The sequence below is a fragment of the Micromonospora coriariae genome, assembly GCF_900091455.1.
GTDB classification, from domain to species: Bacteria; Actinomycetota; Actinomycetes; order Mycobacteriales; family Micromonosporaceae; genus Micromonospora; species Micromonospora coriariae.
The window spans coordinates 5,063,681-5,085,996 of sequence record NZ_LT607412.1 but is presented as its reverse complement, the minus strand read 5'-3'; the positions used below and the strand labels follow the sequence as shown (position 1 = coordinate 5,085,996).

Genomic DNA, 22,316 nt, shown 5'->3' with positions numbered 1-22,316 from the left:
TGACCGTGCAGCGGTTCAGACCGGGCGCGACTTGGTTGATCGCCTCAACTCTGGGCGGTGAAGGGTTGCGGCGCAGGTGTTCTCGCTCGCGTGGTCATACCGATCGCGGCGAGTGCGCAGCAGGTGGCGACGGCGGTGAGCAGCGGTGTGTATCCGCCAGCGGTGTGCAGGAGAACGGCGGCTGCCAGGGGTGCGGTGGCTTTGGCGATGGTGACGGGGGCGGCGAGGCGTCCGGCGATGGTGGCGTAGGCGGTGGTGCCGTAGCGGTCGGCGAGCAGGGCTGGGGTGGCGAGGCTGGTGATGCCGAAGCCGAGTCCGAAGCCGACGACGGTGATGACAGCGCCGGCGCGGGTGTCGGCGAGTAGGGGCATGGTGAGGACGGCGGCGGCCTGGGTGGTGAAGACGGCGGCCACGATCGTGGTGACGCGTAGGTGTCGGCGGGCGGCGGTGAGGACGAGTCGGCCGGTGACCGACAGGACGCCGAGCAGGCCGGTGGCGGTGGCGGCGAAGGTGGCGGGGTGGCCGCGGCTGATCAGGTAGCCGACGAGGTGGACGGTCATGGTGCTGGTGGCCGCGCCTTGCGCGATGAACGTTGCGGTCAGGATCCAGAATCGGGCGTCGCGCATCGCGGCCGTGACGATCGCGCGCCGCTGGGCGTGGGCCGGCGGTGTGGGGTCAGCACGTGTCGGCGCCGTTGATGTGCGGGGTCGGCGGATGGTGAGTGCGTGCAGAGGCACGGTGAGCAGCCCGTGGATGACGGCAAGGACGAGGAGTGCGCCGCGCCAGCCGAGGTGTGCGGCCAGGAGACCGGTCAGGGGCATGAAAATGGTGCTGGCGAAGCCGGCCACGATGGTGACGGCGAGCAGGGCCGTGGCGCGCCGGTCGGGGGTGAACCAGGCGATGATGACGGCGAAGGCTGGCTCGTAGAGCACCATCGCGCCGGTGATGCCGATGCCGATCATGACGGTGTAGAGCTGGCCGATGGTCTGCACCTGGGACCAGGCCACGAGCAGAGCGGTAGCGGCGATCGACCCGGCGGTCATCAGCGCGCGCCCGCCGTGGTGGTCGAGCCACCTGCCGACCGGGATGGCCATGACGGCGCCCGCGAGGACGGAGACGGTGAGCGCGCCGGTGACGGCGGTGGTGGAGGCGTCGAGGGTGGCGGCCATGGGGCGCAGCAGCACTGGGTAGGCGTAGTAGAGGGTGCCGTAGCCGATGGTGGAGGTGATGGCCAGGGCGGCGACGATTCGCCAGCTGTGGGCGTGGTGCCCGCCGACTGTGGGGTCGGCGGGCACCGTCGCGGTGGTGAGCATCAGCTGCCGCAGCAGCCGCCGGCCTGACCGCCGGCGGGGGCGGCGTCGAGGGTGACCAGGTTCAAGGGTGTGGACAGCAGGCCCCCGGTGATGCCGGTGGCGAGTCCGCGCGCTGCGGGCTTGGCGGTGGGCGCCGGTGCGCAGCAACTGTCGCCGGTGCCGGAGTCGGCGGGGTTGCTGTTGCAGACGCCGGTTTCGGGCAGGTCGAGCTGGACGTCGCGGGCGGCGGCCCAGTCGCCGGCGAGGGCGGCGACCACGGAGCGGACCTGCTCGTAGCCGGTGGCCATGAGGAACGTCGGCGCCCGGCCGTAGGACTTCATACCGACGGCGTAGTAGCCGGGCTCCGGGTGGGCGAGCTCGTTCACGCCGTGCGGGGGCACAGTGCCGCAGGAGTGCTCGTTCGGGTCGATCAGCGGCGCGAGGGCGCGGGTGGCGCCCATGATCGGGTCGAGGTCCAGGCGCAGCTCGGCGGTGATCGAGTGGTCCGGTCGGAAGCCCGTGGCCGCGACGATCCGGTCCACGGTGACGGACTCGTCGCCGCCGTCGGCGTGCCGCACGACGACACTCACCCGCCCGTCGGCGGGGGTGAGTGCGTGCACCCAGAAGCCGGTGAGCAGCCGGATCCGGCCGGCGTCGACGTGCGCGCGCAGCCGTGAGCCCAGGGCACCGCGCGCGGGCAGCGCGTCGGCGTCCCCGCCGCCGTACGTCCGCGTCGGCGAGGCGGTCCGGATCGCCCAGGTCACCTCGGTGCCCGGCGTGGCTTCGGCCAGCTCGGCCAGGGACAGCAGCGTGTTCGCGGCGGAGTGACCGGCCCCGACGACCAGGGTGTGCCGGCCGGCGAAGCGGTCCCGGGCCGCGCCGAGAACATCGGGCAGCGCGTGCTCCAGGTACGCAGCGACAGTGCTCTCGCCGTGGGCGGGCAGCCCGGACGCGCCCAGGACGTTCGGCATCCCCCAGGTACCGGAGGCGTCGACAACGGCGCGGGCCAGCAACTCGTCGCCGTCGGCGAGGCGGATCAGGAACGGCGTTAACTCGCGGCCGGCGGTGCGTAGCCGGTCCAGACCCAGACGGCTGATCGCCTCGACCCGCGCGCCGTAGCGCACGTACGGCTTGAGCTGGGGCAGGTCCGCGAGGGGCCGGAGGTAGTCCCCGACCAGCTCCGCCCCGGTCGGCAGGGCCTCCAGGTCGGGGGCGACCCAGCCCGCCTCGTCCAGAAGCCGCCGGGCGGCCGGGTCGATGTTGTAGCGCCACGGGGAGAACACCCGCACGTGCCCCCACTGCCGCACCGCCGCACCCGGGGTCTCGCCGGCTTCCAGGACGGTGAAGGCGAGGCCACGCTCGTGCAGGTGCGCGGCGGCGGCCAGACCGACCGGCCCGGCGCCGATCACCACGACGGGTAGCTCGTTCAGGGTGCTCATCGATCAAACTCCTCTGTGTTGATAACTGTCGAATCACATGGGTAACGGGGACCCACTGGTGCGGCGCCGGGGTTGGTCAGGTGACGACGGGACTGCGCCGCTCGAGCAGGACGACGTCGCGCCAGCGGCCGTGGTGGCGACCGACCCGCTCGCGCACGCCGATGACACGGAAGCCGGCCCGCTCGTGCAGCGTGAGGCTGGCGGCGTTGTCGGGGAAGACACCGGACTGGATCGTCCAGATGCCAGCGGCTTCGGTGGAGGCGATCAGCGTGTCCAGCAGCAGCCGGGCGACGCCGCGGCCCTGCGCGGCGGGGTCGACGTAGACGGAGTGCTCGACCACCCCGGCGTAGACCGCGCGGGTCGAGGCGGGTGCGACCGCGATCCAACCGAGCACCGTGTCATTCCCGTCGACGGCAACGAAGCGGTGTTCGGGCAGTTTTGCCGCGTCGAACGCCGCCCAGGTGGGTGCGGTCGTCTCGAAGCTGGCGTTGCCGGCATCGAGTCCGGCCTGGTAGATCGCCAGGACCCGCTCGGCGTCGTCGTCCCGCAGGGGGCGCACCGTGATGTCGGCCATCAGCAGGCTCCGTTCGGGCTGGGGGCGGGTCGGCCCATGACCACGTCCGCGGCGGAGGGAAAGCAGCCGACGCAGGCGTCGTTGATCCGGTAGTGCCGGGCGGTGCCGACCGGCTGGACGAGGACGAACCGCACCTCGGTGAGGATCTTCAGGTGCTGCGAGACGGTGGACTGCGCCAGACCGATCGCGGTGACGATCTCCCCGACGCTCATCGGCCGAGCGTGCCGGGCGAGGTATTCCACGATCTGCACCCGGGTCGGGTCCGCGAGGGCCCGGAACCACGACGCGTAGGTCTGTGCCGTCGCCCGATCGAGCAGGTCGTTCATCACTACACCTTTGATCGTTCATCGCCGATAAACGATGGAAGTGTAGCGGGTGCGAGCGCGGCGAGGGACACGGTCGCGACCACCAGGCGGGCGATAGCCATCAGGGTGTGCGGGTCGACGCGATCGGGGGTGTCGGCGGGGCTGTGGTAGCCGGCCATTCCCGCACCGATGCCCACGGCCGCGAGCCCGGCGGCGCCGTAGCGGCGGTTGTCCGACGCCACCGGCCCGGCAGTGAGGGCGAGGCCGGTGTGGCGGCCGGCTTGGTCGAGCAGGGCGAGCAGCCGGTGGGCGGGACCGCCGGCCTCGACCGCGGCGGCCTGGTCGAGGCGGCCGGCGCCGTCGACGTTGAGGACCAGCGGATTGCCGCCGCCGGCCCGCAGGCGGGAACTGTGGTGGGCGGAGCCCAAGGCGCCGATCTCCTCGGCGTCGAGCAGCGCGACGGACAGTCCGAGGTCGTCGGGGAGCATGGCGGACAGGACTCGGGCGGCCTCCAGGACCACGGCGACGCCGCTGGCGTTGTCGGACGCGCCGGGCTGACGCAGGCCGGGGTGGTCTCCGACCCCGTCGTAATGGGCGGTCAACAGCAGCTCGACCGCACCGGGCGCGGGTCGGTCGAAGGTGGCGTAGATGTTGGTGCCGGTGGCGTCGACGCGGCGCAGTGGGCTGTTTGCGCTCATCCAGCCCTCACCGGCGGCGTCCAGCACGACGGGGTGCGTGCGCGAGTCGAGCGTCAGGACCGGCAGGGGCCCCGGGTCCGGGCCCGCGAGGGCTGTGTACTGCCATCCGTCGGCGTCGACGGCGCGGCTCAGGAGCAGACCGGCGGCCCCTCGGGTGTCACGGTAGGCGTCGAACAGGCTCATCCCCGCTGGCACCACCAGCCAGCGGCCGGTGGGGTCATCGCTACCGGCCACGCCCAGCGGGCCGCGCCTGACCTCGATGGTGTCGGCGGACGCCGGGTGGATCGACACCTCACGGCCGAAGGTCAAATCCGTCGACACGGCGCCGACACCCCATGTGACGGTCGGTGCGGCGTGAATGTCCGGCACGGCTCGGACCGGGAAGTCGTCGGTTTCGACCTTCGCGCCGAGGGCGGTGAGGTGGTCGGCTAGCCAGGCGCGGGCTGCGGCCGCGCCCGGTGTGCCGACCCGCCGACCGGCGAAGTCGTCCGCGGCCAGGGCGGCGACGGTCGTGGTCATCCGCTCGGCGGACACGGCCGCGAGCCGCGCGTTCATGGTGGCGGGCGGGCCGGCTGCCGGGGTCATCCGCAGCACCCCTGTCCGGTGCGCACGGCGTCGGCCTTCGCCGTGGTGCCGCAGCATGAGTCGGCCGCTTCGGCGGCCCGTTGGGTGCCGCAACACGGGCCGCCGGTCGTCGCTGTTTCGCCGGCGGGCGGGAGGATCGAGCCGACCCCCTGTGCGGGGCTTCCGCAACAGGAGCCCGACCCGGTCACGGCCAAGGCGGCGGCCGGGTCGCCGGTGAAACCGCCGGCGACCGTCTGGGTGTCCTCGCTCATCGCGTTGTCCCTTCCCTTCCTGGTTACCGTGAGCCGGTCAGGGTGTAGTAGCTGGTGCGGATGCGGTCGTAGCTTCGCTGTGCGCGCTGCGCAGCGGTGGTCGCTGCGGCGCAGGAGTCACAAAACCGCACTCCCGCTCGATCCACCGCTGAGCGTCGGACTCTGGAGAACATGACAAGCTCCTTCCCGCGACGCCTGTCTTGACGTCTGTCTAAGCAGAGAGTTGCACGTTGATTAGAAGGATGTCAACCTAGAGGCATGTCAAAGCAAGGCACGCCCCTCGCGCCCGTGGATCTGACCGCTGACACGCCGTGCTGCCCACCACTGGCTCAGCGCCGGGTGCCGGCCGAAACCGCCGCAGTGCTTGCTCCGGCGTTCAAAGCCCTGGGCGACCCGGTGCGGCTGCAGTTGATGTCGATGATCGCCTCGGCGGAGGGCGGGGAGGCATGCGTCTGCGACCTCACTCCTGCCTTCGACCTCACCGGACCGACCATCTCGCACCACCTCAGGACGCTGCGCGAGGCCGGCCTCGTCGACGCCGAGCGACGCGGAACGTGGGTCTACTACCGCGCCCGCCCGGCCATCCTGCGCCAGCTCGCCGCGCTGCTCACGGTCGAACCGACCCCCGCGGCGTAGGGCGCGGCCGACGGCGCAGCCCGCCGGGCAGGGCGAGGGCGGTGAGGACGCGGGTGGCGTCGCGGCCAACGCCGCGCAGAGTGTTCGACGAGAACGACCGTTGGAACTCCAAACCGAGGTAGACCAGCTGCGGGTGGGTGGTGGAGACACCGCCCGCATGCCGGGGCAGACCGTCGCGCTCCAGGGCCCCCAGCGCAGCGAGGTATCCGAGGTTCGGGCGGTAGCCGGTCGCGAAGATCACCGCGTCGACCGCCTCCTCAGTACCGTCCGCCCACCTGACGCCGTCGGCGGTGAAGGCGGTGAACATCTCGCGGCGGGCGAGCAGGCCGGAGGCGATGGCGTCGCGGTAGACGCCGGTGTCGAGCACGGCGGCGTGGCGGACGAGTCGGGTGAGCACCGATCGGGGCAGGAGATCCGCGCCGGTGACGCGGAGCCAGTGATGCAGGTCCCGGCCGCGGATGCGCTGGGGCATGAACTGGATCGGCGCCCGGGCGGCCAGGGTGACCCGCGCCTGCGATGCCAGCTCGTAGGCGACCTGGATGGCGGAGTTCCCGGCGCCCACGACGAGGAGCCGCTTTCCGGCGTAGGGCTCGGGCCGTCGGTAGTGCGCGACGTGCCGCACCTCGCCGGCGTAGTTGTGTCGGCCGGGCAGCACCGGTAGGTACGGGTTGCCGAAGGAGCCGCTCGCGGCGACGATGCCCGCCGCGGCGATCTCGTCGCCGCTGTCGGTATGGACGAGGTAGCCACCGCGTGGGCGCGCGTGCACAGCGGTGACCCGGGTACCGGTGCGGATCTCGGCGTCGATGCTCGTGGAATAGCGGTGCAGATAAGCGACGACCTCGTCGCGGGTCGGGTATCGGTCGGGGTCTCCCCCGTCGAACGCCATGCCGGGCAGCGAGCTGTATCGGGCAGGGGAGAACAGGGTGAGGCTGTCGTAGTAGTCGGGCCAGGACCCCACCGGCGCGGCGCCTGCCTCCAGGACGACGGGGCGCAGGCCAGCGGAGAGGGCGGCGCGAGCGGCGGCGAGACCGGACTGGCCGCCACCGACGATGACGACGGGTTCTGAAGGGGTGGTCACTCCACCATCGTATCGTCATTTTGTTGAATGACAATATGAAGGTGATGCGAGAAGGTAGGGCCATGGACCAGCCAGAGCCCGCAGCGGTCGCGCCCGGCGCCGGACCAACGGGGCTGGCGCCGGACACGCAGGAGTTCCTCAAGGCGCTGGGCAGCCCGACGCGACAGCGGATCATGATGCTGTTCTCCAAAGGCGCCGAGCTGTCGGTCGGGGAAGTCGCCGAACGCACGGGCATCAGCCAGGCGACGGCGTCTCAGCAGCTGACCTTGTTGCGCCGGGGGCGGATCGTGACTTCACGGCGCGACGGGAAGTCCGTGTACTACCGCGCCGACCGCGACGGCGCCGTCGCGGCGCTGGCCGAGCTGCAGTCGTACCTCATGACCTGCTGCTGACCCACAGCAGGGCCGCCACCGTCAGCACTCCCCCAGCCGCTCGCCGATCGGCGCGAACCGCCCGCGAAAGCGGCCCCTGTCGGATCCAGGAATCACCCCTCTCGGCCAAACGCCCACCCAGCCGGGTGCTCTCAGCGCGCCCTATCGACCACCGCCTCGTCGTCATTTGACAGCGCCACAGTCGCTCAGCAATAGTTGACTCAATGGCTACTGAGCTTGATTCCCTGCAAGGGCGCGCCCGCATCCACGCCGCGCTCGGGGACCCGGCGCGCCTGGCGGTCGTCGACGCCCTCACCCTGGGCGACGCCTCTCCTGGTGAGATCGCCCACGACCTGAGGATGCCGACGAATCTGGTCGCCCACCACGTCAAGGTCCTCACCGAGGCCGGACTCGTTGTTCGCGGCCGGTCCGAGGGAGACCGCCGCCGCACCTATCTGCGGCTGCGGCCCGAGGCCCTGGCCATGTTGATGCCGGCGCCGTTGCCCGAGGCGGGTCGGGTGGTGTTCGTCTGCACCCACAACTCCGCCCGCTCGCAGCTCGCCGCCGCCCTCTGGTCCGACCGCACCCACACCTCGGCGGCGTCCGCCGGAACCAAGCCCGCCGAGCGGGTTCATCCGCGCGCTGTCGCCGTGGCTCACCGGCACGGGCTGCGGCTGAACCCGACCGGCACGGCGCACGTGGCGGACGTCGTGCGCAACGGCGATCTCGTCATCGCGGTCTGCGACAACGCCCACGAGGAACTCACCGGCCCAGCCGCGCCCCGGCTGCACTGGTCGGTGCCCGACCCGGTCCGTGTCGACACCGACGCCGCGTTCGAGGCCGCGTTCGCCGATCTCGCCGCCCGTGTCGACCGCGTCGCCCCCATCGTCGCCCCCGCCGCGACGTCGGCCAGCCGCGATGACTGACACCAGCCCGTACGTGCGCGATGAACGAGCGCAACGCGTTGCCCCACCGCACCCCGTAAGCACCAAGGCGCAGCACGGTAGGGCGGGCAAGACATATCGGCGTCTGGTGAATCCGTCGCGTCCCGCCGGCCAATACCAGTTCCTCGACCGCAACAGCGGCCCCGCCCGCGCCCTGCCGACGATTCCCGACCAGGCACTCATCAACCGACCCGGTGACTCTCACCGCAAGGAAGGCTCCTGATGTCCGACAGGCCCAGCGTCCTGTTCGTCTGCGTGCACAACGCCGGCCGGTCCCAGATGGCCGCCGGCTGGCTGCGCCACCTCGCCGGCGACACCGTCGAGGTCCGCTCCGCCGGCTCCGCCCCGGCCGAGACGGTCAACCCCGCCGCGGTGCAGGCCATGCGGGAGGTCGGCATCGACATCACCGACCAGACCCCAAAGCTCCTCGAGTACGCCACCGCCGAATCCTCGGACGTCATCGTGACCATGGGCTGCGGTGACACCTGCCCCGTCTTTCCCGGCAAGCGCTACGAGGACTGGAAGCTCGACGACCCCGCCGGCAAGGGCGTCGAAGCCGTACGCCCCATCCGCGACGAGATCCGCACCCGGGTGGAGAAGCTCCTCACCGAACTGCGCCCCGCCATCTGACCCGTGACCGCACCGTCCGCCCGGCCACTGGACCTATCACCGGCTTCGGCCCGCAGCGGTCCACGCACTCGGCCAGGGCCTCGCGGCCCTCGCCCACCACTCGTCCACCGGCGCCGAGGCAGACGGCCCAGTGGGCCGGACGCACCCACCCCGGAACCAACAGAGGAACCGAGCACATGACGACATTGGCCATACCGGCGCGCACCACACCCCGGCTCTCGACGCTGGACCGGCTCCTGCCGGTATGGATCGGCGCCGCCATGGCCGCCGGGCTGCTCCTGGGCCGGCTGATCCCCGGACTCGACGATGCCCTCGACCACATCAAGGTCGGCGGGATCTCCGTACCCATCGCCCTCGGTCTGCTGGTCATGATGTACCCGGTCCTGGCCAAGGTCCGCTACGACCGCCTCGACACCGTCACCTCCGACCGGCGCCTGCTGATCTCCTCGCTGGTCATCAACTGGCTCATCGGGCCCGCGGTCATGTTCGCCCTGGCGTGGCTGCTCCTGCCCGACCAGCCCGCGTACCGCACCGGCCTGATCATCGTCGGCCTCGCCCGCTGCATCGCCATGGTCATCATCTGGAACGACCTCGCCTGCGGCGACCGGGAGGCCGCCGCCGTCCTGGTCGCGCTCAACTCCGTCTTCCAGGTCCTCGCCTTCGGCCTGCTCGGCTGGTTCTACCTCAGCGTCCTGCCCGGCTGGCTCGGCCTGGAGCAGGCCGGCCTGGCGGTCTCCGGATGGGACATCGCCGGCAGCGTCCTGGTCTTCCTCGGCATCCCCCTAGCCGCGGGCTACCTCACCCGCAAGTTCGGCGAACGCGCCAAGGGCCGCGACTGGTACGAGGCGACGTTCCTGCCCCGGATCGGGCCGGTCGCCCTGTACGGGCTGCTGTTCACCATCGTGCTGCTCTTCGCCCTGCAGGGCGACGCGATCACCGCCCAGCCCTGGGACGTCGCCCGCATCGCGCTCCCCCTGCTCGCGTATTTCGCGATCATGTGGTTCGGCTCGTTCGCTATCGGTCGGGCCATCGGCCTGAACTACGAACGCACCACCACGCTCGCCTTCACCGCCGCCGGCAACAACTTCGAGCTCGCCATCGCCGTGGCGATCGGCGTGTTCGGCGTCACCAGCGGCCAGGCCCTCGCCGGAGTCGTCGGACCACTGATCGAGGTACCGGTCCTGGTCGCCCTCGTCTACGTCAGCCTTGCCGCCCGCCGCCGGTTCTTCCCCACCGGAGTCACTGACGCCTAGCCGGGCACAGGCACAGCCCGCAGCAATCGAGACCTGCCTGCGATCTGAGGCGCTGCGGCGCCAGCAGGGTCCATTCGACGGCCGCGTACGACATCGTCGCCAGATCTCGGATGAGTGCGACTGATCAGCGGCCGTAGCGGGGATGGGCACGATGCGTAAGGGCTCGCTCTTCTACCCGAGTCGGTCAACCACGTCGGGTTGGCTGGTGGCGGCGGAACCAACTGCGGACCTGGGGGCGGCTGGCTAGGAAGAGCAGCGCGAGCACCACGAGCGCCTTGGCGACGTTGACCGCCCGCACCCACCAGGGGAACGGCTGAAACATGGCCAGGCCGACGCCGAGCAGCACGATCACCGAAATAAAGATCACCTGCCGGTACGCCCTGCGCCGGCCCAACCGCAGCCCGCCGATCACCACCAGGTAAGTGAGCGCGACCAACATCACGGGCAACACGCGGGACCATACCGAGGAGGGCAGATCTTCCCGGGCGATGGCCAAGTCGGTGCCGGTGGACACATCGAGATGGGCGAGCTGGTAGTCCAAGCCGAGCTCGTCTCGGCCGCCTGGCTGGTCATTTCATCCCGGCACTGAATTTGCCGCGCTGTGGGGCGGATCGACTCTGGCGCAATGACGCCGGGAAGGCATCTACCGTGGACTGATCGTCCGCTGCGCGCGAACGCCGTCGACCGGACCATCACATACCTCATGGTCGACGCATCAAGGACAGCAATCCACTCCTTCAACGACTGCGGCTGCAGGGGAGTCTCATCCATATGCCCGTCGAGCGTGTCCCGCCGGGTTCGCCGCCGTGGTTCCTGCAGCCCGGCGGCGCAGTTGGCCGGTGGCGGCATGCCCGCCAGAAGCTAGTGGCCCGCTCGTCCGCGAAACGAAACCTTCGCCGGGCCCCCACGGGCCGGACTTCGTCGGGACGGCATCGACTATGGCATTACCCGGTTTCCACTCCTGAGCCACGCGTCGTAGGCACAGTAGGTGGGTGAGTGGCGGCGGTGAGGAGGTGGCCTCGCAGGGCGCATTCGGCGCCGGTGGACGGATGAAGGCCGCGACGCACGGCGGGGTGACGCGCTCGGAGCTCTTCCTGGATCTGGTCTTCGTCTACGCCTTCCTCAACGTCACCCATCTCATGGCGGAACGCCCGGCCCTGGACGGGGTGCTCCAGGGAACGCTGGTGGTGGCGCTGACCTGGCGCGGTTGGGCCGGGTACGCCTGGGTGGGAAACCTGGTCCGGCTCGACCGCGGAGCCCGGCCGGTCGCGGTGTTCGCGGCGGCGATCACGATCCTGCTCGTCGCCGTCGCCATTCCGGAGGTCTTCGTCGATCATCCCTCTGGACTGATCGGGCCACTCGTCTTCGTCATCGGCTTCCTAGCGGTCCGGGTCGGGTCCCTGGTGATCGTCTCGCGTGCCCGGGGCGGCACGGAGGGGTCGTGGGTCCCTGCCGCACGCGCCTGGCTGCCGCTGGCCGGCAGCCTGCCGCTGCTGCTGTGCGCGGTCCTGCTGCCTTACCACCTCCCACCCGGACGCGACACGGAAGTCCTTCAGCTTCTGCTCTTCGCGGTCGCGATCGTCATCGACTACCTGGGGCTGCGGGCACCGGGCGTCGGCACGTGGCAGCTGACGTCGGTGCGGCACTGGACCGAGCGGCACAACTTGATCATGCTCATCGCGCTCGGCGAGACGATCATCTCGATCGGGACGAGTCGCGGCTTCGGCGGCGGCGATCCGATCACCTGGTCCCTGCTCGGCGGGTCGGCGCTCGGACTCGTCGTCGTGGCGTTCCTGTGGTGGGCGTACTTCGACATCGCGTCGCCCGCCGGCGAGCAGGCGCTGGAATCCACCCCACCCCACGAGCGGTCACGCCGCGCCCGCGACGCCTACACACTGCTACACCTGCCGATGATCGCCGGGCTCATCCTGGTGGCGTTCGGGCTCAAGAAAGCGCTCGGCGGGACGCCCCTCGGCCACCCTGACCAGTGGACCGTGACCAACCTGTCGGCTCTCTACGGCGGTGTGGTCCTGTATCTGCTCGGGTTGGTGGCGTTCGAGTGGCGCACCGTCCGGCGGGTCGGTCGAGGTCCCGTGCTCGGCCTCGTCGTCGTGGCGCTTCTGGTTATGCCGGCCCGAGGCTTGACCGCTCTGGGGTCGCTCACGCTCCTCGCCGGCGCGCTGGCCTGTGTGGTGGTTGCCCATGTGACCGTGCTACGGCGCCGCCACCGCCAACTGCATCGCGCCGTCGCGGTGACGGCTGGCCGAGAGGTGGATGCCACCCCCGAGGAGCTGTTCCTTGATCTGGTCTTCGTGTACGCGTTCATCCAGGTCACCGTGCTGATGACCCGGCGCCCGTCGCTGATCGGGGTGCTGCAGGGGCTGGCCGTCCTGGCGTTGCTGTGGTGGTCGTGGGTCAATTACACCTGGTTCACCACGACGATCCGCAGTGCGGGGAACGCGCTGCGACTCGTCGTCCTCGTCGCGGTGGCGCTGACCCTGATGCTCGGCGTCGCAACACCCCAGACGTTCAGCTACGTCCCCGGAGGCTTACCCGGGCCGCTGATCGTGGTCGCTTCGTACGCGGCGGTGCGGTTGCTGCACCTGGTGTCGTTCTGGTGGGTGCTCCGAAACGATTCCGAGCTTCGCGCCATCGTTGTGCGCGCGGCGATACCGACCGGCGTGGGGATAAGCCTGCTGCTGTGCGCGGTGTTGACCGCGCCGGGCACCGGCGACCCGCTCACACCGATCACCACACCCTGTTGGATTGCCGCCATTGCCATCGACGTGGGCGGGGGATACTTCATCGGGTCCCGCAACTGGCGGTTGCGTTCGGTCAGCCGATGGATGGGCCGCTTCAACCTGATCATCCTCATCGCGCTCGGCCAGGCGGTCATCTCCACCGGCATCGCCGTCGGCGATCCACCCGTCTCAATGCCCAGCTTCGTCGCCGTCGCCCTCAGCGCCGCCCTGATATCCGCACTGTGGTGGACCTACGTCGGCAGCGACGTCGTCGTCGCTCAACGGTTCATCGAGCTCCGCACCAGCCGCCAACGGGGGGCCCTGGCCCGGGACGCCTATGCATACCTGCACCTGTTCCTCGTCGCCGGCCTCGTACTGGTCGCCTTCGGGTTGCGCACGACCCTGCCGAACCCGGGACAGGACCTCGGCGCACCGGCGATGTTCGGGCAGGTGGCTCTGGTGTGCGGAATCGTCGTCTACCTCCTCGCGGACCACCTCATCTGGCAAAGGGCACGGCGTCCAGTAGGTGGCCGGCGGGCGGCCTACCTGGTTGTTGCCGTGCTGGCTCCGCTGACGACACTGTTGCCGATCATGTGGGCGTTGGTTGTACTCACGTTGTTGCTGTCCGCCGCGCTTCTGGTCGGACGCACGGCCACGCCGCCTCTGGATACGACCGAGCGGCCCTGCGATTCGTGACAGCAGAATTCGCCGCTGGGCCATCTGTCACGAATCGGATAGCTGCTCGGTCCGTACCTGGTGACACTCGCCCACCACCGGCGGGCACCCGATGTGCCCAGCTACGTCGGCTGGCCCGTCAAGGGCGACGACACCTCGGACGTCGAGCTGGGACAGTGCAAGGAGCAACGCTCGTGACCATCATCATCCGCATCGCGCTGGCGATCTTGTTTGTCGACAACTTCATGGTCGGGGCCTGGAACGCGATCTGGCCGGCCAGCTTCTACGCGAATTTCCCGACAGTGGACCTCACGCCGCCGTTCACCGAGCACTACGCGCGGGACTTCGGTACGGCGTCACTAGCGATCGCCCTGGTGTTGGGAATCGCGGCGATCAAACCCAAGGCACATTTCGTCATCCCGTCCGCGGGTGCCTATTCGGTCTTCGCGGTGCCGCATTTCTTCTACCACCTCACGAACATGGAGGGGGCGACCGTAGGTCAGGCGGTCCTCCTCACCACCGGAAACGCGGCAGTGGCGCTCGTCGGCCTGGTGGTCATCCTTCTGACGGTGCTGCGTGACCGTCGAGCGGCTCGGCGCGGCTTCGCCTCGGCTCGGGCCGCCGCCGCGCACTGAGCCTTCCGCGTCAACCACTGGGAGAACCGATGGTTCCCGAACCCCGCCGGCCACTTCGGTCAAACGCGCTGCCCAGCGCGTTCTGCGTCGTCGTCGCCGAACGACGCCTCCTCATGAACCTCGCATATCACCTGCTCGGTTCGGTCGACGTCGCCGAACAAGCGGTACAAGAGACGTACACCGGCTGGTACACGATGCCGGACGACCAACAGGATGGCATCGACACCCCCTTCACCTGGCTCGTGAGCACGCTCGTGCGGATCTGTATCGGTCTGCTCGAGTCGCCGCCCCGGGCCGGTGGCCAGATCGCCGATCGAGCAGGTCGCCTCCATGTTGCGGGCCCTCCGTCTCAGCGGTGGGGGCCCTGGCGCAGTGCGCCGATGCTGTAGTGCGGCCGCACCGGGTATCCGTATGCGCTGGTGCCCCAACGGACAGCAGCGATATCGATGATAGTTCGGACTAACCTGCATATTAAGGGATAGAAGCGACGAGGCGGGCGGTCATGGTGGGGCGAGGGAAAGACGGGACACTGATCGACGCGTTAGGAGTGTTCGGCGCAGTCCGTCCGCGGCTCTTCGGCATCGCCTACCGGATGCTCGGAAGTGTCGCGGAGGCGGAGGACGTCGTGCAGGAAGCCTGGCTTCGGTGGCAACAGACCGACCGCAGCCAGGTACGGGACCCGATCGGGTTCCTGGTCACGACGACTTCTCGGCTCGCTCTGAACGCCGCGACATCGGCTCGCGCCCGACGCGAGCTGTATCCCGGACCGTGGCTACCCGAGCCCGTCGACACCTCGGCCGACCCGACACTGCAGGCCGAACGCAATGAGTCGCTCGAACTCGCCGTGCTGCTTCTGTTGGAACGGCTCACCCCGGCCGAGCGGGCGGTGTACGTGCTGCGCGAGGCGTTCGACTATCCATTCCGGCGGATCGGCGAGGTACTCGACGTCAGCGAGGCGTACGCACGGCAGCTCGGGCGTCGCGCCCGTACGCACCTTGCCCAGCAGCGGCGCGATCCGGTCGCCCGCGCCGACCACGGCTGCCTGCTGCGTGCCTTTCTCGCCGCCGCCCGGTCCGGTGAGCTGACCCAGCTCGAGGAACTGCTCGCCGAAACAGCCACCTCCTACGCCGACGGCGGCGGCATCGTCCGGGCCGCCCAGGTACCCATCGTCGGACGCGACAACGTCGCACGTTACATCGTGGGACTGATGCGGAAGTTCGGCCACGATGTCTCACTGGAGATCGTTGAATCCAACGGCCAAGCCGCGATCCTCCTCTCGCGGTCCGGAACAACGGTCGCGTTGGTCACCATCGAGGCATCCCCCGCCGGAATCGAACGAGTGCTCATCATCCTCAACCCACAGAAACTAGCCCAGTTCCAGCGCTAGCCGTCGTCAACGGTGACACAGCGACGGGCAGCCCGGTCAGGCTGGCACCGCCGTGATGCGTCAGTCCGCGCTGTCACGAACGCTGGCCTGAACGACTCTGTTGGGTTGGCTGGTTGTCTGGTCGGCCACCGGTCTACCCGCCTACTGATTTGTGGAGGCCGGGATCCGCACGTTCGCGACGAGAAGGCGTACGACCTCGGGATCGCCGATGACGGCGCCGGCAGCTACGAGCCCGGCCAGGTCGTCGCCGCCGAAGGCGCCGAGAAGGGTATCCGTCGTGGTGACCAGGACGGCGTCCGGTTCTTCGGGCGGCTCGTGGGCGACCTCGGCGCCGTCGGGTGTGAGGCGGACGCCGAACACCCCGGCAGGGCCGTGGTCGCGTAGTTCGATCCGCAGCGTCGCCTCGGGCCGCTGCTGCGCCGGCACGAAGAAGGTGCGGATGGTCAGCATGGCGCTGTCCGCGCTGACGAAGAGCTGTTCCGCGGTCGGCGGGGCGGCCAGCGCCCAGGTGCCGAGCGCGACGACGATCGGCTCGAGGCCGCGACCCCACGCGGTCAGCTCGTAGACCCGCACATTGCCTGGCGGAGGCAGCTGCCGACGGCGTACGACGCCCGCGTCGGCCAGCTCGCGCAGCCGGTCGGACAGCGCGTTCGGGCTGGCGGTTGGGAGCGCCTGCTGCAGGTCAGTGAACCGTTTCGGCCCGAGCAGCAGCTCGCGCACTACGAGCAGCGACCACCGCTCACCCACGATGTCGAGGCCACGCGCGACGCCACAAGCCTGTCGATAACCCCGCTGAGCCGGCACCGAACACCTCCCCTTCACACTTGCTCGATCATAGCATCTACTATTAGCCTCATAGCCCTCTACCTGAGGAGGGCCCATGACCACGCCAGCGGTACCCCCGATCACCGACCGCGAGACTTGGCAGAAGCAGCTCGACGCGCTCCGGCTCCGCGAGAAGGCGCACACGCGTGAGGGTGACGCCATCGCCGCGGCCCGTCGGCGGCTGCCTATGGTCGAGGTCGACCCGACCACCCGCCTGGTCGGTGCCGACGGTCCGGTGCCCCTGCTCGACGTCTTCGAGGGCAGGAGCCAGCTGTTCGCGTCGTACCACATGTGGCACACGGGCAGGCCGGCCGCCGACCAGTGCGAGGGCTGTACGTTCTTCACCGGCCAGGTGCTCGAGCTGGCCTACCTGCACTCGCGCGACGTCACGTTCGCGGTCTTCTGTCAGGGGCCGTTCGAGGAGACGTCGCGCTACCGCGACTTCATGGGCTGGCAGGCGCCCTGGTACTCCGTGCCCGCGCAGTCGCTCGACCCGCTCGTCGCCGGGCGCGCGTTCGGCATGAAGGCGTGCTACCTGCGCCAGGGCGACCGCGTGTTCGAGACCTACTGGACCACCGGGCGCGGCTGCGAGGCGATGGCAGCCTCGTACGGGCTGCTCGACATGACCGTCTACGGCCGCCAAGAAGACTGGGAGAACTCGCCGGAAGGCTGGCCCCAGCGTTTCCGGACCGACGGCGACCAGTTCCGGCTCGACGGCCGACCCACATCGCAATGGTCACGCCTCGCCGCCGGCCGTGACGACGACCTTGGCACCACCGGGCACGCCGACAGCGAGCACCACTGCCACTGCGGTTCGACGTCGGCTGAGTCATGAACCGCCCCTGCGATGATCGATAGTGATCCCCTCCGATGGCTGCTGACGGTGGCCTTCGGCGGGGCCTCCATCTCTCACCTGCTGCAACGCCTGCGCCCATCCCCTGCGTGGCCTTCTCTGGTGGCGGAGCATCGACTCTCCGAGATACTGCACTCGGCCATGGGCCTATCGATGATCGCGATGATCTGGCCGTGGGGCGCGGCGGTACCGACAGCCGTCTGGATTGTCGTTTTCATGTTGTCTACGGGGTGGTTCCTGGTGCAGGCGGCGCGGACGTCGCGACGTCGTGCGGTTCCGGCGTTCTTCGCCACCGCGACGGGAACCATGGTGTGGATGGGCGCCTCGATACACGGGCACGCCTCACCCGGCGGTCACGGCGGCATGGACATGGCCGGGATGCGTCATGCGCCGGTCGGGTGTGCCGGATGGGTCAGTGCGCTGCTCGGAGGCTACCTGGTGCTCGCCGCATTCTGGTGGGTGGGCCGCGGGGTGCACCTCGCTGGTCTGTCCGCGGCGACAACGACGGACGCGGTGGCGCGTCCGCTGGACTGGTCGGCGCTACTCCACGGCGTGATGAGCGCGGGTATGGGCATCGCCCTACTGGCGATGGCGTAGACAAGGGAACTTGCCAAGATCGGACATCCGCTCTTCGACAGTTCCGGATGCCGTAGCCACGCAGACCGCCGGCACGGACGGTGACGAGCCGACCAGCGACCGGCGCGCCTTGACAGCGGGATGACAGCGCATGTGACCTTGGGGCAGCAGTTCCGGGTAGCACCGCGCCCGGCGGACCGCACGGCACCGCCGCTTTCTGGCAGGATCCGTCGGATGCGCAGACTGATGGTGCTCCTTATCGTGATGGCTGTTGCCGGCTGCGGCGACGGTGACGCGACCGAGACGGGAGCCACCGAACAGTTCACCCAGGGCGGCGTCAGTATGGAGCCGACGGTCAAGGCCGGCCAGGTTGTCACCGCACGGACAGTAACCGGCACGTATGAGACACGGCGCGGCGATGTCGTCCTGATCCGTTCCCCCGGCGGCCTCTGGGGTGACCGTAAGGCGCCGCTACTCAAACGCGTCGTCGCGGTCGGCGGCGAAACCATCGCCTGCTGCGATACCTCGGGCAAGGTGACGGTCGACGGTAAGCCGCTGGCCGAGCCGTATGTGGCTGAGGACGCGTCGCTCGACGAGCCGCCGAACCCGAACTACTGCGGGCCGCGCCGGTTCGCCGCGGTCACCGTGCCGGCCGACTCCGTCTTCGTGATGGGCGATAGCCGCGCCCGGTCGAACGACTCCCGGTGTGCCGGGCCGGTGCCGGTGTCGTCGGTGTTCGCCGTAATTGTCGACTGACCAAGGCGCACCTGACACTCGGGACGTACCGAGGTGGCCGACGCTAAGCGCTCGGACGGCGGCCAGATGAGTGCGTTCACACGCTCACCGAACTCGGTCAGCCTCTAGGCGGGAATCGTCCTCGCTCGGGCGGCCCAGGCATCGACGATGCGGTCCAGGGTGCGCCTGCCCCACCGGCTCATCGTCGGGTTGGAGTCGAGGTAGTACCAGACCAGCCCCATCGCCTGCTGGAACGCCCAAGCCATCCCGCGCCTCCACTGGACGTCGCCGCATCCGAGCTCGCGGCGGAGGATGCCGCGCTGGGTCTCGTCGAGGAGGTGCCAGGCCGCCACGAGGTCGAGCGCCGGGTCCGCCGGGCCGAAGCCGCCGCCGTCCAGGAGGCCGACGAGACGGCCGTCTTTGACGAGGACGTTGGGCGGGATGAGGTCGCGGTGGCACATTACGTCCTCGTCGACCTGGGGCAGCGTCCGAAGCTCCGCCCAGATTCGCCGCAGGAGGGGTACGTCGAGCAGGTCCTCGCTCTGCCGGAAGCAGGTCTCGAGCCACTCGTCGTGGTCCGGGAGGTGCCCGCCGCGACCGACGCCGTCGAAGCGTCGCCCACGGGTGTCGTCGGCGCGCATCCCGGCGATGAGCTCGGCCAGGTCATGGGCGAACGCGTTCGACCCTGCGGGGTCCTCGACCGTCGCGTCGTGGCCGGACAGCCAGGTCTGGACGCTCCACGGCAGCGGATAGCCCGCGCCCGGCTCCCCGATCGCCACCGGCTCCGGGGTGGGCACGGTGGCGGCGTCGGCCAGTTCACGCGCGGCCTCGGCCTCTGCCGCCAGCGACGCGCGGGTCTGCGCCTGGTCGTGACCGACCAGCGGGAAGCGGGCGGCCAGGTCGTCGCCGATCCGGAAGATCGCGTTCACGGTCCCGGGCGTGCGCAGCTCGGTGACCGGCAGTCCGCGCCACTGAGGGAACTGCCCCTCGACCAGCCGGCGGACGGTCTGCGCGCCGACGTGGAGCTGGTCGGCGTGCATCGTCATGCCGCCATCCTCCCGTAGGCGGCCGCGGGTGTCCTCCGACTTTCGCGCGGCAGGCTCCGCGCCGTCATCGCCCGACCAGCCGCCAGCGCCCGGTCGAGACGACGTCCACCTTGTCGCCGCGGACCCGGATCGCGGGGTCGTCGTCGAGCAGGTAGAGCGGGAAGTCGGCGCTCGCCGCCAGCCGGTCCGCCCATGCCTCGTCGCGGTTGGGGAAGGACGGGGAGTCGAGGTGCGGCTTGACGTACCAGTCGAACAGCGGGCAGGCCGGCTTGATCCGCTCCTCGCCGAGGAGGTGGAGGTCGGCTAGGTCACCGAGCAGGTCGGCCGCCCGCTCGTCGAAGCGCCGGCTGAAGATCATCGAGCCAGCGCTGGCACGACCGGCTGCCCAGCCTGAGCTGCACCTGGCAGTTCGCCGTCGATGTGCGGGACACCTGGACCGAGCCCGACTAGTACCAGCCGGAATACTGGCAGGTGAGCCTGGACCTGGTGTTCCCCGACGCGGCCGCGTTCGCCGATCGCCTTCGCGCGTTGAGTCAGGACGAGATCGAACAGTTCCAGGAGCTTTGGTCTCAGGCACAGGAGGAGCTCTGCCGCTGGCCAGTCCGGCACGCTGCGACACTGCTGCTGGGGCCCTTCGACGATGATGTCTTCCTCGCGGTGCAGGACTGGATCGTGTCGCACGGGCGGCAAACCATGCAGCGCGTCCAGGACGACCCTGACAGTCTTGTCGAATTGGCACCCGATCGGCACTACGCTCGGATCGACTGGTTCTGCGGCCTCCCGATCGAGGCACACATAGCCGCAACCGGGGCACCCTTTGCCGTCGATGGGCCTTCCGGACCCGACACACCCGTCGGAACTGCGGCCGACCTGACCGACGAGATCCGTACGAGACACCGATTCCCCAGGCTCACGGCCTACCTCGATGACAACCCGTGGATTGAACGTCCGTGGCGACGCGCAGCCAGCTGACCAGCGCACTCAGCGGCAATCAGGACGTCTGACCTTGGCGCCTCGGCTGGCAACTGCGGCGACCTCAGGCGGAACCGAGGAGGTCCCACCGGTTGCCGGCGATGTCGAGGAAGACCGCGACCCGGCCATAGGGCTCGGCCCGTGGCTCCCGGACGAAGGTGACACCGGCCTCGGCCATCCGCCGGTAAGCGGCGTCGAAGTCGTCGACTCGGAGGAAGAACCCGACCCGGCCAGCTACCTGGTTACCGATTGCGGCACGTTGGTGTTCTCCGTCGGCGCGAGCGAGGAGAATCCCGGTCTGGGCACCCGGCGGCCGGACGACGACCCACCGCTTGGGCCACCCGTCATTGGTCAGCGATGGGGAATCCTCGACGAGGTCGAAGCCGAGTACGTCGGTGAAGAACGCGATCGCGGTGTCGTACTCATCAACGATCAGGGCAACCAAGTCGATCTGCACCACGGCAGCGTACGCAGGGTCCCGTCCTGCTCGCCGCCCGCGCGCCGACAGCGGCAAATGAGGACGTCACGGTAGAAGCGAGCGTCCGCGGCCGTACGCTCGTCGCCGGAGCGGCGCGGCCGAAGGCACGGGCCCGCGCCTCATGCGCCAGGCCGGGCGCCGGCCCCGCAGGGCTCCAGGTCCGGTGCCCCGGCGAGGCCGAAATCGCTGAGCGGAGACCGCATTCGGGCGGGCGAGTGGTGGGACAGCAGGCATGTAGTTAGCGCGGCGGCGAGTCCAGCCAGCCCGGCCGCCGTGTCCGCATGCGGCTGGTGGCGTCCGAAGCCTGGGAGCGGTTCATCGCAGCACGGGTGCTGCGCCTGGCTGCGGTTGGTGTCGGGTCACCACTGGGTGATGAGCGGCATGTCCGGTTCGTGCTGCCGCCAGGTTTCGGTGAGGCGGGCGAGGCGGGTGGGGGCGGCGATGCCGCGCACGGTTGCGATCTTGCCGTTGGTGATGTCGAACGTCACGGCGCCGATGACCTGGTCGCCGAGCACGAAGAGGATGGCGGGGGCGCCGTTGACGAGCGCGTAGTGGATGGCGGGCGTGCCGCCGGCATGTCGCCGTTTCGCGGGTGTGGGTTTGAAGCCGGCCCGTGCGATGGCGGCGATGCGCTGCGGAGTGCGGTACTGCAGCAGCGTCTCGGTCAGGCCGGCGCCGTTGGAGTCGGCGATCGCGGTCGCGTCGTCGGTGAGCAGCGCCACCAGCCGTTCGGTGCGGCCCGAGGAGGCAGCGGCGAGGAATTCCTCCACGATCCTGCGGGTGGATGCCGGGTCGACTTCGCCGCCGCGGCGGCGCGCGGTGGTGATGCGGCGCCGGGCCCGGTGGAGGTGCTGCTGGCTTGCGGACTCTGTGATGTCGAGGATCTCGGCGATCTCGGCGTGGCTGTGGGAGAACGCTTCGCGCAAGACGTAGACGGCCCGCTCGAGGGGTGACAGGCGTTCCATGAGGGTCAGCACGGCCAGGGAGACCGATTCGCGTTGCTCGAAGGTGTCGGCCGGGCCGAGCATCGGGTCGCCGTCGAGGAGCGGTTCGGGCAGCCAGGCGCCGACGGTGCGTTCGCGGCGGGCTTGTGCCGAGCGGAGCCGGTCGAGGCACAGGTTGGTGACGACCTTGGTCAGCCATGCTTCCGGCACCTTGATCCGCTGCCGGTCGGCAGTCTGCCAGTGCAGGAACGCATCCTGCACGGCGTCTTCGGCGTCGGCGGCGGAGCCCAGCAGCCGGTACGCCAGAGAGGCCAGCCGGTTCCGGCTGGCCTCGAACCGACTGGTGTCGAAGCGATCAGTGGCGGTGCTGTCCACGCGGACCACCCTAGGCGG

At 69.9% G+C, this 22,316-nt stretch carries 25 protein-coding genes; 13 read left to right on the top strand and 12 right to left on the bottom strand.

Features of this window, described 5'->3' with window-relative positions; all coding sequences use genetic code 11:
• Window positions 1-44: 44 nt before the first annotated feature.
• The 5 genes from GA0070607_RS23675 to GA0070607_RS23655 form a co-directional block, all read right to left on the bottom strand.
• Window positions 45-1,313 (bottom strand): MFS transporter, encoded by a 1,269-nt coding sequence (locus GA0070607_RS23675; RefSeq protein ID WP_089020138.1) that lies wholly within the window; start codon window positions 1,311-1,313, stop codon window positions 45-47.
• The gene (locus GA0070607_RS23670; RefSeq protein ID WP_089020137.1) at window positions 1,313-2,731 is read right to left on the bottom strand and encodes an FAD-dependent oxidoreductase; all 1,419 of its coding nucleotides are present in this window, start codon (window positions 2,729-2,731) and stop codon (window positions 1,313-1,315) included. The genes GA0070607_RS23675 and GA0070607_RS23670 overlap by 1 nt, the downstream gene beginning before the upstream one ends.
• Window positions 2,732-2,807: 76 nt before the next feature.
• Entirely contained in the window at window positions 2,808-3,305 is a 498-nt protein-coding gene (locus GA0070607_RS23665; RefSeq protein WP_089020136.1) for a GNAT family N-acetyltransferase, read from the bottom strand.
• Window positions 3,305-3,631 (bottom strand): ArsR/SmtB family transcription factor, encoded by a 327-nt coding sequence (locus GA0070607_RS23660; protein WP_089020135.1) that lies wholly within the window; start codon window positions 3,629-3,631, stop codon window positions 3,305-3,307. The genes GA0070607_RS23665 and GA0070607_RS23660 overlap by 1 nt, the downstream gene beginning before the upstream one ends.
• Before the next feature lie 2 nt (window positions 3,632-3,633).
• Window positions 3,634-4,893 (bottom strand): M28 family metallopeptidase, encoded by a 1,260-nt coding sequence (locus GA0070607_RS23655; protein WP_231930208.1) that lies wholly within the window; start codon window positions 4,891-4,893, stop codon window positions 3,634-3,636.
• A 509-nt stretch (window positions 4,894-5,402) separates the two neighbouring features.
• On the opposite strand from GA0070607_RS23655, the gene GA0070607_RS23645 reads away from it, so the two are divergent.
• Window positions 5,403-5,780, top strand: coding sequence for an ArsR/SmtB family transcription factor (locus GA0070607_RS23645; protein ID WP_089020133.1), 378 nt, complete (start codon window positions 5,403-5,405; stop codon window positions 5,778-5,780).
• Here the strand turns inward: GA0070607_RS23645 and GA0070607_RS23640 are convergent.
• The gene (locus tag GA0070607_RS23640) at window positions 5,752-6,858 is read right to left on the bottom strand and encodes a flavin-containing monooxygenase (protein ID WP_089020132.1); all 1,107 of its coding nucleotides are present in this window, start codon (window positions 6,856-6,858) and stop codon (window positions 5,752-5,754) included. The two genes, GA0070607_RS23645 and GA0070607_RS23640, sit on opposite strands and share 29 nt — an antisense overlap.
• Before the next feature lie 62 nt (window positions 6,859-6,920).
• On the opposite strand from GA0070607_RS23640, the gene GA0070607_RS23635 reads away from it, so the two are divergent.
• From GA0070607_RS23635 to arsB, 4 genes are all read left to right on the top strand, one after another.
• Window positions 6,921-7,250 (top strand): ArsR/SmtB family transcription factor, encoded by a 330-nt coding sequence (locus GA0070607_RS23635; protein ID WP_089022054.1) that lies wholly within the window; start codon window positions 6,921-6,923, stop codon window positions 7,248-7,250.
• Window positions 7,251-7,453: 203 nt separating this feature from the next.
• Window positions 7,454-8,155 (top strand): arsenate reductase/protein-tyrosine-phosphatase family protein, encoded by a 702-nt coding sequence (locus GA0070607_RS23630; protein WP_089020131.1) that lies wholly within the window; start codon window positions 7,454-7,456, stop codon window positions 8,153-8,155.
• Window positions 8,156-8,395: 240 nt separating this feature from the next.
• Window positions 8,396-8,803, top strand: coding sequence for an arsenate reductase ArsC (locus tag GA0070607_RS23625; RefSeq protein WP_089020130.1), 408 nt, complete (start codon window positions 8,396-8,398; stop codon window positions 8,801-8,803).
• A gap of 176 nt (window positions 8,804-8,979) precedes the next feature.
• Entirely contained in the window at window positions 8,980-10,056 is a 1,077-nt protein-coding gene (gene arsB, locus GA0070607_RS23620; protein ID WP_089020129.1) for an ACR3 family arsenite efflux transporter, read from the top strand.
• Between the two features lie 184 nt (window positions 10,057-10,240).
• On the opposite strand, the gene GA0070607_RS23615 is transcribed toward arsB, so the two are convergent.
• Window positions 10,241-10,597 (bottom strand): hypothetical protein, encoded by a 357-nt coding sequence (locus GA0070607_RS23615; protein ID WP_089020128.1) that lies wholly within the window; start codon window positions 10,595-10,597, stop codon window positions 10,241-10,243.
• Between the two features lie 508 nt (window positions 10,598-11,105).
• Here GA0070607_RS23615 and GA0070607_RS23610 point away from each other — a divergent pair.
• From GA0070607_RS23610 to GA0070607_RS23595, 4 genes are all read left to right on the top strand, one after another.
• Window positions 11,106-13,493, top strand: coding sequence for a low temperature requirement protein A (locus GA0070607_RS23610; RefSeq protein WP_231931198.1), 2,388 nt, complete (start codon window positions 11,106-11,108; stop codon window positions 13,491-13,493).
• Window positions 13,494-13,666: 173 nt separating this feature from the next.
• On the top strand, window positions 13,667-14,107 hold the full coding sequence (locus tag GA0070607_RS23605; protein WP_089020126.1) for a hypothetical protein: 441 nt from the start codon (window positions 13,667-13,669) through the stop codon (window positions 14,105-14,107).
• Between the two features lie 29 nt (window positions 14,108-14,136).
• Window positions 14,137-14,496 (top strand): sigma factor, encoded by a 360-nt coding sequence (locus GA0070607_RS23600; RefSeq protein ID WP_089020125.1) that lies wholly within the window; start codon window positions 14,137-14,139, stop codon window positions 14,494-14,496.
• Window positions 14,497-14,654: 158 nt separating this feature from the next.
• Complete coding sequence (locus GA0070607_RS23595) at window positions 14,655-15,494, top strand: RNA polymerase sigma-70 factor (RefSeq protein WP_231930200.1); 840 nt, start codon at window positions 14,655-14,657, stop codon at window positions 15,492-15,494.
• Between the two features lie 141 nt (window positions 15,495-15,635).
• On the opposite strand, the gene GA0070607_RS23590 is transcribed toward GA0070607_RS23595, so the two are convergent.
• Window positions 15,636-16,241, bottom strand: coding sequence for a winged helix-turn-helix transcriptional regulator (locus GA0070607_RS23590; RefSeq protein ID WP_231930199.1), 606 nt, complete (start codon window positions 16,239-16,241; stop codon window positions 15,636-15,638).
• A 133-nt stretch (window positions 16,242-16,374) separates the two neighbouring features.
• Between GA0070607_RS23590 and GA0070607_RS23585 the strand changes: the two genes are divergently transcribed.
• The 3 genes from GA0070607_RS23585 (at window position 16,375) to lepB (ending at window position 18,504) form a co-directional block, all read left to right on the top strand.
• Window positions 16,375-17,154 (top strand): DUF899 family protein, encoded by a 780-nt coding sequence (locus GA0070607_RS23585; protein WP_089020122.1) that lies wholly within the window; start codon window positions 16,375-16,377, stop codon window positions 17,152-17,154.
• A gap of 120 nt (window positions 17,155-17,274) precedes the next feature.
• Window positions 17,275-17,769: a DUF5134 domain-containing protein gene (locus GA0070607_RS23580; protein ID WP_157743232.1), complete on the top strand. Its 495-nt coding sequence runs from the start codon at window positions 17,275-17,277 to the stop codon at window positions 17,767-17,769.
• Window positions 17,770-17,982: 213 nt separating this feature from the next.
• A complete protein-coding gene (gene lepB, locus GA0070607_RS23575) occupies window positions 17,983-18,504 on the top strand; it encodes a signal peptidase I (protein WP_157743231.1) in 522 nt (173 codons plus the stop codon).
• 104 nt (window positions 18,505-18,608) lie between these two features.
• Here lepB and GA0070607_RS23570 read toward each other — a convergent pair whose 3' ends face one another.
• Together GA0070607_RS23570 and GA0070607_RS33855 are read right to left on the bottom strand one after the other, a co-directional pair.
• Window positions 18,609-19,529 carry a phosphotransferase gene (locus tag GA0070607_RS23570; protein ID WP_089020119.1) on the bottom strand — a complete coding sequence of 307 codons (921 nt, stop codon included), beginning with the start codon at window positions 19,527-19,529 and terminating at the stop codon, window positions 18,609-18,611.
• Window positions 19,530-19,593: 64 nt separating this feature from the next.
• Window positions 19,594-20,106, bottom strand: a complete 513-nt coding sequence (locus GA0070607_RS33855; protein WP_269458394.1) for a Type 1 glutamine amidotransferase-like domain-containing protein — start codon at window positions 20,104-20,106, stop codon at window positions 19,594-19,596.
• Between GA0070607_RS33855 and GA0070607_RS23560 the strand changes: the two genes are divergently transcribed.
• Window positions 20,001-20,501 carry a DUF4240 domain-containing protein gene (locus GA0070607_RS23560; protein ID WP_089020118.1) on the top strand — a complete coding sequence of 167 codons (501 nt, stop codon included), beginning with the start codon at window positions 20,001-20,003 and terminating at the stop codon, window positions 20,499-20,501. The genes GA0070607_RS33855 and GA0070607_RS23560 overlap by 106 nt on opposite strands.
• A 64-nt stretch (window positions 20,502-20,565) precedes the next feature.
• Here the strand turns inward: GA0070607_RS23560 and GA0070607_RS23555 are convergent, their stop codons facing one another.
• Window positions 20,566-20,961: a VOC family protein gene (locus GA0070607_RS23555; protein WP_089020117.1), complete on the bottom strand. Its 396-nt coding sequence runs from the start codon at window positions 20,959-20,961 to the stop codon at window positions 20,566-20,568.
• 377 nt (window positions 20,962-21,338) lie between these two features.
• Entirely contained in the window at window positions 21,339-22,298 is a 960-nt protein-coding gene (locus GA0070607_RS23550) for a sigma-70 family RNA polymerase sigma factor (protein WP_172899091.1), read from the bottom strand.
• Between the last annotated feature and the right edge of the window lie 18 nt (window positions 22,299-22,316).

What these genes read in the sequence shown, in the direction of transcription:
- GA0070607_RS23655 (WP_231930208.1), bottom strand. Translation starts at nt 4,893, where the DNA reads ATGACCCCGGCAGCCGGCCCGCCCGCCACCATGAACGCGCGGCTCGCG.
- GA0070607_RS23600 (WP_089020125.1), top strand. Translation starts at nt 14,137, where the DNA reads ATGGTTCCCGAACCCCGCCGGCCACTTCGGTCAAACGCGCTGCCCAGC.
- GA0070607_RS23610 (WP_231931198.1), top strand. Translation starts at nt 11,106, where the DNA reads ATGAAGGCCGCGACGCACGGCGGGGTGACGCGCTCGGAGCTCTTCCTG.
- GA0070607_RS23675 (WP_089020138.1), bottom strand. Translation starts at nt 1,313, where the DNA reads ATGCTCACCACCGCGACGGTGCCCGCCGACCCCACAGTCGGCGGGCAC.
- GA0070607_RS23660 (WP_089020135.1), bottom strand. Translation starts at nt 3,631, where the DNA reads ATGAACGACCTGCTCGATCGGGCGACGGCACAGACCTACGCGTCGTGG.
- GA0070607_RS23630 (WP_089020131.1), top strand. Translation starts at nt 7,454, where the DNA reads ATGGCTACTGAGCTTGATTCCCTGCAAGGGCGCGCCCGCATCCACGCC.
- GA0070607_RS23635 (WP_089022054.1), top strand. Translation starts at nt 6,921, where the DNA reads ATGGACCAGCCAGAGCCCGCAGCGGTCGCGCCCGGCGCCGGACCAACG.
- GA0070607_RS23665 (WP_089020136.1), bottom strand. Translation starts at nt 3,305, where the DNA reads ATGGCCGACATCACGGTGCGCCCCCTGCGGGACGACGACGCCGAGCGG.
- GA0070607_RS23585 (WP_089020122.1), top strand. Translation starts at nt 16,375, where the DNA reads ATGACCACGCCAGCGGTACCCCCGATCACCGACCGCGAGACTTGGCAG.
- GA0070607_RS23645 (WP_089020133.1), top strand. Translation starts at nt 5,403, where the DNA reads ATGTCAAAGCAAGGCACGCCCCTCGCGCCCGTGGATCTGACCGCTGAC.
- GA0070607_RS23625 (WP_089020130.1), top strand. Translation starts at nt 8,396, where the DNA reads ATGTCCGACAGGCCCAGCGTCCTGTTCGTCTGCGTGCACAACGCCGGC.
- arsB (WP_089020129.1), top strand. Translation starts at nt 8,980, where the DNA reads ATGACGACATTGGCCATACCGGCGCGCACCACACCCCGGCTCTCGACG.
- GA0070607_RS23570 (WP_089020119.1), bottom strand. Translation starts at nt 19,529, where the DNA reads ATGACGATGCACGCCGACCAGCTCCACGTCGGCGCGCAGACCGTCCGC.
- GA0070607_RS23670 (WP_089020137.1), bottom strand. Translation starts at nt 2,731, where the DNA reads ATGAGCACCCTGAACGAGCTACCCGTCGTGGTGATCGGCGCCGGGCCG.
- lepB (WP_157743231.1), top strand. Translation starts at nt 17,983, where the DNA reads ATGCGCAGACTGATGGTGCTCCTTATCGTGATGGCTGTTGCCGGCTGC.